The organism is Paenibacillus sp. 01T422 (assembly GCF_056398785.1).
The window spans coordinates 1-8,803 of record NZ_JBFTQB010000182.1 but is presented as its reverse complement, the minus strand read 5'-3'; the positions used below and the strand labels follow the sequence as shown (position 1 = coordinate 8,803).

The following is an 8,803-nucleotide window of genomic DNA, read 5'->3' as shown; positions in this document are numbered from 1 at the left end:
CCATCGCTGAGATCCGTCGCATGAATAATATTCGCAGCAACCTCGCTATCCGCGATATAAGGGCCTGAATAGTTAGGCTTGAAATATTCAATCGGAATGTACTTAGAGAAACCGAAGTCTTTATATATTCTATTACTATTAAAATACCAATTGTAGAAAGGGCTAATAGCTGTAGATGTGTAGCCTTGCCTTGCATAAATACTAGCTAACGAGTCCACTTCATTCGTAATGAATTGGTTATATGCAATTGATCCTTGCGGCAAGAAACGCATGGAGTTCCCCGTCAAAACCTCAAATTCCCGTTTGTTTGCGTATTTTCAACCTGATTCCATACCGAAGCTTTAATTCCGCACCATTTCTGAATGGGTAGAGGTAGATCGGAATAAACCGCTGCCAACATGCCGAGCGCAATAACCGCGATAATTCCCCGTTCTTTTATAGGAACTTTTTTCATAAATAACTGTGTGCGGTATAACAAGAAATAGCTGGCTGCTAAGAACAACACGATCAAAAGCAAAATTTTGAAGGTGAAAATGTTCTTAATATACTGCACCATATCGGAAGCTTCGCCGGCCAAAACTATATCCCAAGGTGTCAAAGGGACACCTAAAATTTTGAGTTTAATCCCACTAATGAGTCCCATCACCAGTAGAATTCCTGAAAGAATCCAATAAGCTACTCTAGTACGGCCAATGATGGCGATGAACAGCAAAAGCAGACTAAATACAATCCATTCATTATAAACCAACTCGATAATATGTTTATAACTCCATGTAAACATATCTATATAGTCCCCGCGGCTTAAGATTTCCATAATAACCACAGGAATTAAAGCAATGAGAATAAAGGGCAGCCGCTGCCGGGATAGCTGCAGTAAACGATCTAGATGTAGTTTCATATTTTCTCCTATGGATTGTAGATAAATTGTAAAGGACATCTGACATTATACCATGKGAATCGGCAATATTCGATGGTAGTTTATCTAATTATTTTAAGGCATTTTGTCGGGAGAAAATGGTGGCTTCGGCAGGAAAATGCTGGTTCTATCGAGAAAGTAGGGAGTAGAAATTAGGAGAGACGAAGGGGATGAACGATGGCTAAAGAACAGATCCAATTGCAGAAGAGGGCAATGATTAGAGCGCAGCATCGCAGAATGACCAAGAGCAGCATATTGCGGCGAGGTGTCTTTCTATTCATTGGAGCAGCCTTAATGGCTGTAGGGCTTGAAATTTTCTTGGTTCCTAACCGAATTATTGATGGCGGAATTACCGGCATTTCCATTATTTTGTCGTATTTGACCCACATTCAAGTAGGGATTTTCCTTACCTTATTGAATATTCCATTTCTGTTTATCGGCTATAAAATGATCGGAAAAACGTTTGCGTTATCAACATTATTCGCCATTTTGGTGATGTCAATTGGTACATGGCTGCTTCACCCGGTACATGAACTGACGAATGATCCTTTATTAGCCGCCGTTTTTGGAGGAATTATCCTCGGGATTGGCGTGGGGATGGTTATCCGATTCGGGGGATCGCTTGATGGAACGGAAATTATTGCGATTCTAGTTTCCAAAAAGATTCCATTTTCCGTAGGCGAGATTGTAATGTTCTTCAACTTATTTATTCTAGGCAGTGCAGGTTTTGTATACAGCTGGGATCGCGCAATGTACTCATTAATTGCTTATTTTATCGCTTATAAATTGATTGATGTGACGATCGAGGGTTTTGATGAGTCCAAATCCGTTTGGATTATCAGTGATCAGTTTAGACAGATCGGAGAAGCAATTCTCGACCGACTGGGGCGTGGTGTCACGTATTTGGAAGGGGAAGGCGGTTTCTCCGGAGATAATAAAAAGGTCATATTCTGTGTCATCACGCGACTGGAGGAGGCGAAGCTGAAATCCATTGTTGATGAACTCGATCCATCGGCATTCCTCGCAGTCGGCAATATCCACGATGTCAAAGGCGGAAGATTTAAAAAGAAGGATATTCACTAGTCTTTTTCGCGATTACTATTGTGCGTCGAGTTTCCTCGCTCGAACAGTCCTAATTCTCTCATTTTCTGGGCGGCATCCTTGCTGCTTGGACTTCCTAGCTTCTTCAATATATGGCCTACGTGAATTTTGACTGTCCGCAGCGAAATGAAGAAACGGCTTGCAATTTCCGTTTGTGTATGACCTTGATCGATCATTTCCAGCACCTGAAGTTCTGTCGGTGTGATCAAATCACGGGCTTCCTTGACCTTGAATTGATGTTCAAGCCGCTTGAGCCTGCGAAACTCTTCCCGCATTTGTTCGGCTACCGCTGCGTTAATGGACGCCTTACGAGCATGCGCAGCGCGTATGATGGCCGGCAGTTCCTCAAATCTGGATTTGATTTGATAATCGATGGCACCAGCTTGGAAGGAACGGAATATGAAATCCTTCTCTTCCATGGAAGTCAGCATAATGACTTTGACACCCCACGCCAGAAGCGCCTGCTCGGCAAGTCCAATCCCTGCTGGTTCATCCTGCAGCATAATATCCATAAGTACAACGTCAGCATCCGCTTCAGACGCCATAAAGAGTTCTCTCGCTTCTTCCGCGGTCGAGATGGTACGAATGACTTGAAGGTCAGGCTGACGGTCTAAATACGCTTTCAGGCCGCGTAGCCAGTCGAGGTCATCCTCAACAATTAATATACGAATAGGTTCCAACTTGAACCCCCCCTTAAGTATGAATTCGGCTGCTTGGAAATGTAAGAAACACACTCGTACCTTTCCCAGGTGAACTGCTAAGCTCCAATGATCCTCCATGCTTTTTCATGACGCTGTAGCAATAAGCCAGCCCAAGGCCGAAGTTGTTGTGACTGCCGCTTTTCGTCGTATAGAAGGGTTCCAGAACTTGTTTCAAAACTTCCTTCTCCATCCCTGTGCCGCTATCTTTGATTTCTAAAACAATATTTTTCTTAGCATGCAGAGTCCGTATGATAAGCTCGCCGCCTTGCGGCATGGCTTCAATCGCATTCATCAGCACATTCGTTAATGTTTCGGCCATTTGAATGCGGTCAATTTGGAGTGATAAATGTTCTGAAATGTTCAACTGAGCAGTTATGTTCGAAAGAGAAGGCTGGAGCGGGAGAAGCACCTCATCTAACAGCTCGCTTATATGCACAGGAGTGACCCGCAGAGGAAGCTCCTGTGTTTGCTCATGCACCCGGGAAATCATATCGCGGATGTGCTGGGAAGCGCCCATGACGACCTCAATGTCCTGTATAAGCTCCGCTTGATGGGTTTCTTCGGCATGCTGTTTCATTTTTTCCAGAAACAATCGCATTTTACCGACATCATTCTTGATTGCATGGTTCAAAATAGCGGTCCCTGAGGTGATGGCACGAAGTGTCGAGTCAAGCTTACGACGTTCAATTAAAAGTCTCATCCCGAGGAAGCCGTATTTGAAAAATGTGAAAACAAAAAAAGGTACGACGAAAGCTAGAATCCATACGTGATACACCCACATCCGGTAGTAGCCGAAGCTTGGCATTACATAGTTCAGCACACCGACACAGAGGATAGGTGGCAAAAGCGCGAGACATGTAAACAAGTGCGTTCGTCTCAAAGCAGGAAGCCGCTCTGTTTTCATGACAATTAGCACGGCGCCGATGATAAAATATGGCACTGCCCATAATGCGACGATGGGGAATGTAATTGGCATTTCTTCGGTATACCCCGGTGTGAAAAGGAGACACCCAACAGTAGGAAGCAGTAGTACGATTGGCAGCCACGTGCGAAAAGCAGGTTTTTGCCAAGCTGAGTTATAGCTCAGTGAAAGCATTGCGAAGGAATAAGGCAAGCCGTAATAAGAAATGAGCGAGCAAATCCCCATGAAGCGATAAAGTAGAGCGCTAATCGAAGGATTAGGCACTGTTTGCTGGATATAGGGTAGGAAGGTTTCGGATATAACGGCGGCAAGGGCGCCGAAGCCGCCTGTAAAAGCGATGGCACTCATCCAGCGCATGGTGCTCGACCGGGGATCGATCATAACAAGGCCGAGCGCGATAATCCATAGAGCAAATAGAACGAACAGCATGAGTCCTCCGTAGACAAATCCAATATTTCCTCTATTGTGGCACGGAGCCAACAAATGCACAAGAGTTCCTTTGCCGTATAACTGGCAGGATTTAGGGCCTCTTTCTCGAATAAGTGGTGAGAAAGGAGTGAAGCCTCATTGATGTAAAGAAGCGAATGTCCTTATCCATTTTGACCATTTTGGGCAAAGTACTCTTGTCCCTTGTTTTCATTGTTGTCATTACGGTCATTTTATCGATTGCGGCAGCGGTTATTGCGATTTTGAAGCAGCCGGAGCTGGAGAGGAGCCTAGCCGCTGTTGCAGGCGATTCGTTTTTTATTAAGGCAGCTTTGTGGGCGCAAATTATTGGTTTCGTAGGCGGCGTGTTTCTCGCGTATGGAATCTTTGAACGACGCAAAGGGTGGACACTAGGTCTACAGATTCGCCATTTTGGGAGACGATTTGGTGAAGGCTTCACAGCGGGGGCACTCCTTATCACAGTTTCCTGTTTAGGCATCTGGCTGCTGGGCGGTATTAGCATGCTGTCCAATCCATGGACGGAATCGATGCTGCTCGAATTAGTAAGCGGGTTCCTGTTGTTCATTGGCGTAGCTGTGAATGAAGAATTATTCGCCCGCGGCTATCTGCAGGGACTCGTAAAAGAACGGTTTGKAAGATCGACTGCTATAATCGTATCGACGCTTGTATTCGCATTCCTGCATTCGTTCAATCCTGGGATGTGGAGCACACCCATGCCGCTTTTGAACTTGATATTGGCGGGATTATTATTCGGTGTATCTCGTGAGCTGTCAAAAGGTTTGTGGATGCCGATCGGTATGCACTTGTCGTGGAATTTCATTCAAGGCTGTATTTTTGGATTTCAAGTATCTGGCACACCCATGCCTTCTATTTTCAAAGCCGAAGCGCAAGGTAACGTGCTTCTTTCCGGAGGCAGCTTTGGAGCGGAAGGCAGCCTGATTACTACGATAATTCTTGTAGCAGGGATATTAGTAGTCATGAACTATTACGGACAAATAGCAAGAAAAAACACTTTCAAACCTAGCTTATCTTAAGCGCAAACAAGGAGGATTCAACAATGTCACGTTATGAACTAATCCATAGTGAATGGGACGGGGAGTCGACGCTTCGCCTCGTCGACCATGAAGCCCAAGCTACGGCCGAAATTATTCCGGCCGTAGGACTGCACCTGTTCCGCTTCGACGTGCGGAACCATGCCTACATCGCGAAGCCAGCCAGCACGGCTGAGCTTCGCGTCAAGTCTTCGCGCTATGGCGTGCCCATTCTGTTCCCGCCGGGGCGCGTCAAGCAAGCGGCCTTCACCTTCGAAGGCCGCGAATACCGGCTCCCCGCTAACAGGGAGCCGGATCACTCCCACGGCGAGCTGCGCGAGCGGCCGTGGAAGGTCGTTGCCAGCGGCGCAGATAGCGCTGGCGGTGCTTATGTCTCCGCGGAGTTCGACCTCGCGGAGCATCCGGACATGCTGGCGTATTATCCACACGCCGCATGCTTCCGCTTCACGTACCGGCTGAAGGACGGTACGCTGTCACTCAGCGGTGAAATCGCCAACAAGAGCGGCAGCACGATGCCGCTATCCCTTGGCTTTCACCCGTACTTTGCTTACGCGGATGGCGAAGCTAGCCGCGTGAAGGTTGTGATCCCTGCAGCGGCAGAGTGGCCGCTCAGCGCAGACGGCTACGCCGCAGGCAAGCCTGCGCCATCGCCGCTGACGGCGGCGCTGAAGCAGGGTGAGCTCGTTACGGCGCTGCCAAGCTATCCAGGCGGCTCGCAGATGCTCAGCGTTGAGCGGGGCCCGCAGACCTGCGAGATTCAGTATGAAGCTCGCGGAACGAAGCTTGTGTTCAACATGGGAGACAAGTTTCCCATTCATGTCCTATTCACGGCGCCTTGGACGAATGCCGTGTCTCTAGAGCCTTATACGAGTATTATGAACGTGTTCAACGAGTCCTTTGCACCTGAAATATCTGGTGCCCTTGGCTTAGCGGCAGGGGAGACATTCACTTTCGAATGGTCCATTCAGATTAAGACATTAGAATAATAATTTTGAAAGAGTTAAGCGGAGGCCCAACAGCTCCATACTTGACTCTTTTTTTTTCACCAAGGTTCATAGCCAAAACCAGCGGTAGAATACCCGGAGTAGGCATGTTGATGCAACTCTTTAATCAGTCCTGTCTTTTTGGCGGAGATTTCAAGTGAATGGCCCCTTGATGTATTAAAAGCGTTAAGTTCGACAATTCCTTCCAAGTAATGAATATGTGTGCCATTCTGAAGTGCAATGGCAGGACCGGTCGTTCCAAAGTAATTATGGTAATGTCCATATCTAATACCTGTAATACCCTGATACTGGTGAACATGCCCGTCGTAGGCAGTGCCATTCACATTAAAGGTATATAAACGCAATAAATGATCATGATCGAGAGTGATCGATGACATGACCTTGAAGAAATGAACATGAGCAGGCGGAATATAACTAGACAAACACAAAACCCCCTTGAATGCAGGATATGGTTCATCCTATTCCAAGAGGGCTAACGTCATGACTGCGGGAGCGGGTATAGAGGTGATTGACCAATCTTCATCTTTTTATCATCATAGACGCGCACTTCGACTTGGTGAGGCTTATCGTTATCGAGGATCGGGTTCTCTTTATCCGTCAAATCAACATACAAGGTATTTTCCCCATCAAAGTTAGACTTAAACAACTTGTCATCAATGTACACATTGCAGGACGAATAAAAAGGTTTGCCTACGACCTGAAGCTTATTGCCGCTGCGATTTAATTTAGTAATGACTGGATCACCATAGCCTAATACATAACCTGGCTGAACGATTGTGTCTTTATAACCTTTTGCCTCGTATCCGTAACGGCCTCCAAATAAATTATCATACTGAAGCTTCATATAATCACTAAGATCGCTTGCTTTAATGTTATATTTGTCCCACATCTCATTGGGTGGTATCACCGGAATCTTTTGTGATAAATCATACAGATAATCGGTGTAGTAACTTCCCTTAACGCCAGCCATGTGAAGAAGCTTTGGACCGAGGAACGAAGGACTCATCTTGAGGTTCAATTGTTCTTGTTCTGCTGGAAGGAAATTGTTCCATATCAAGAATGGCGTATAATGGGTTTTTGTATATAAATCTGGATCATTAGGAAGTACATACTTCGCATCGCGGTACACTTTGTAATCTTCTTCAAAAGAAGGAAAGTGGTCGCCGAAAAATAGCACAATCGTTGGCTCAGATTTCTTGGAGTAATAGTCTACCAACGACTGAAGCGCTTTGTCAGTTCCATTAATACCCTGCGCATACGTTTCCAGAATCCCCTTGGATTCAGCGGAAATATCCCCCGTCACTTCAATCGTATTTTTGTTGAACTTCCCTGGTTGATAAGGATGATGATTTTCCATCGTGTTTGCAAAAATAAAATCAGGCCCAGGACTTTTTTCGGTTTCTTCAATAATCTTCTTCACAACAGCCCGATCCGCATAGTTCGGCCCTTCAAAATCATTAGGGAAATATTCGCTGGAAATAAACCGCGAAAATCCAAAATCCATATACACCTTTCGGCTGTCAAAAAAATAGCTGAAGAAAGGGTTGATAGAGGTCGCTGTATACCCTTGTCTAGTCATAATACTAGCCAATGAGTCAACGCCGTGATTCATATACTGGATATAAGGCAGAATTTTATCAGGAGATTTCCCGAAAAACCGCATAGAATTACCAGACAGTACTTCGAATTCTACATTTGCCGTACTCCCACCGAATTGAGGAGACATCATCCAACCGCTTGTGTACGTTTTTTGAAGTTGATGTAAGTTAGGGATCGGATCCCGGCTAAACGTAACGTTTTTCATAAGTGTTGGATCCCAGAATGATTCCCCAAGCATAACGATGATATTTGGTTTTTTATCACTTGCTGCCGATTTCTCTGGAATTTTAGCTAAAATGGCATCTATCGCTTTTTTGCTATAACCGTCCGGCTTGGCTACATTCAGAAAACCTAACATCTGCACTGAGGAATAGAGGTATCCATTCTCATCATAGGTTATTGTTTGATCCCAAGGGACCGTGTAAATGCCGTAAAGATTCATGAATGGGATAGGCTTGTCCATATATAGGCTCGTCGCCATTACGATAGCTATGACAGCATAAATACTGCGTTCAATCCATGTAAACTGGATGCGATGTCGGCGCAACGCTAGATGAAATAACAAGGCGAGCAATACAAGAAAAAGCGCTACAAACCCGAATATTCGAAGATTGAGATATCCTTTCAGAAATGACATATACGCGATAATTTGATTGTTAAAATAAAGATCCCATGGGTAATAAGGAGCTCCTATTGCCTTTAATTTACTGCCGCTAATTGCGCCAAGCGGTAAAAGTGCAGCGCATAGCAACCAGAAGGACAATCGGCTTTTGCCGGTAATGGCAATTAGGAAGAGATACAAAGTTCCCATAACAAAGTAGGCAAGAACCATGGAAAGAGGGTGGTTCATCGCCCATTTATGGAGTTCTTCATACGAGCCGCGATCTAAATATTCGACCATGACCATCAGGAAAAAAGGCAAAATAACAATCATAATACGGGAAGGCAGGTGCTTAAGCCATTGAAGTGAATTGGTCATTGAAGTAACTCCTGTTCGATTTATGCAAGTCCATTCGTTCATTATCTTATATCTTGATGAAAGAGGGAAGATATCCCTTGAC

Annotated in this window: 9 protein-coding genes; 3 read left to right on the top strand and 6 right to left on the bottom strand. The window is 45.3% G+C overall.

Features of this window, described 5'->3' with window-relative positions:
* Together AC1DUA_RS12680 and AC1DUA_RS12675 are read right to left on the bottom strand one after the other, a co-directional pair.
* The coding region (locus AC1DUA_RS12680; RefSeq protein WP_477500097.1) for a sulfatase-like hydrolase/transferase at positions 1-287 on the bottom strand (287 nt) is incomplete at its 3' end.
* Positions 284-898 carry a hypothetical protein gene (locus AC1DUA_RS12675; RefSeq protein WP_477500096.1) on the bottom strand — a complete coding sequence of 205 codons (615 nt, stop codon included), beginning with the start codon at positions 896-898 and terminating at the stop codon, positions 284-286. The genes AC1DUA_RS12675 and AC1DUA_RS12680, both read right to left, overlap by 4 nt.
* Before the next feature lie 255 nt (positions 899-1,153).
* On the opposite strand from AC1DUA_RS12675, the gene AC1DUA_RS12670 reads away from it, so the two are divergent.
* On the top strand, positions 1,154-1,999 hold the full coding sequence (locus AC1DUA_RS12670; protein WP_477500098.1) for a YitT family protein: 846 nt from the start codon (positions 1,154-1,156) through the stop codon (positions 1,997-1,999).
* Here AC1DUA_RS12670 and AC1DUA_RS12665 read toward each other — a convergent pair.
* The gene (locus tag AC1DUA_RS12665) at positions 1,996-2,697 is read right to left on the bottom strand and encodes a LuxR C-terminal-related transcriptional regulator (RefSeq protein WP_477500095.1); all 702 of its coding nucleotides are present in this window, start codon (positions 2,695-2,697) and stop codon (positions 1,996-1,998) included. The two genes, AC1DUA_RS12670 and AC1DUA_RS12665, sit on opposite strands and share 4 nt — an antisense overlap.
* Positions 2,698-2,710: 13 nt before the next feature.
* On the bottom strand, positions 2,711-4,069 hold the full coding sequence (locus AC1DUA_RS12660; RefSeq protein ID WP_477500094.1) for a sensor histidine kinase: 1,359 nt from the start codon (positions 4,067-4,069) through the stop codon (positions 2,711-2,713).
* Positions 4,070-4,224: 155 nt separating this feature from the next.
* Between AC1DUA_RS12660 and AC1DUA_RS12655 the strand changes: the two genes are divergently transcribed.
* Together AC1DUA_RS12655 and AC1DUA_RS12650 are read left to right on the top strand one after the other, a co-directional pair.
* Entirely contained in the window at positions 4,225-5,121 is an 897-nt protein-coding gene (locus AC1DUA_RS12655) for a lysostaphin resistance A-like protein (protein ID WP_477500093.1), read from the top strand.
* Between the two features lie 23 nt (positions 5,122-5,144).
* Positions 5,145-6,125, top strand: a complete 981-nt coding sequence (locus AC1DUA_RS12650) for an aldose 1-epimerase (protein WP_477500092.1) — start codon at positions 5,145-5,147, stop codon at positions 6,123-6,125.
* A 56-nt stretch (positions 6,126-6,181) separates the two neighbouring features.
* On the opposite strand, the gene AC1DUA_RS12645 is transcribed toward AC1DUA_RS12650, so the two are convergent.
* Positions 6,182-6,565: a YmaF family protein gene (locus tag AC1DUA_RS12645; protein ID WP_477500091.1), complete on the bottom strand. Its 384-nt coding sequence runs from the start codon at positions 6,563-6,565 to the stop codon at positions 6,182-6,184.
* A gap of 56 nt (positions 6,566-6,621) precedes the next feature.
* Complete coding sequence (locus AC1DUA_RS12640) at positions 6,622-8,721, bottom strand: LTA synthase family protein (protein WP_477500090.1); 2,100 nt, start codon at positions 8,719-8,721, stop codon at positions 6,622-6,624.
* Between the last annotated feature and the right edge of the window lie 82 nt (positions 8,722-8,803).

What these genes read in the sequence shown, in the direction of transcription:
- AC1DUA_RS12675 (WP_477500096.1), bottom strand. Translation starts at nt 898, where the DNA reads ATGAAACTACATCTAGATCGTTTACTGCAGCTATCCCGGCAGCGGCTG.
- AC1DUA_RS12670 (WP_477500098.1), top strand. Translation starts at nt 1,154, where the DNA reads ATGACCAAGAGCAGCATATTGCGGCGAGGTGTCTTTCTATTCATTGGA.
- AC1DUA_RS12660 (WP_477500094.1), bottom strand. Translation starts at nt 4,069, where the DNA reads ATGCTGTTCGTTCTATTTGCTCTATGGATTATCGCGCTCGGCCTTGTT.
- AC1DUA_RS12650 (WP_477500092.1), top strand. Translation starts at nt 5,145, where the DNA reads ATGTCACGTTATGAACTAATCCATAGTGAATGGGACGGGGAGTCGACG.
- AC1DUA_RS12640 (WP_477500090.1), bottom strand. Translation starts at nt 8,721, where the DNA reads ATGACCAATTCACTTCAATGGCTTAAGCACCTGCCTTCCCGTATTATG.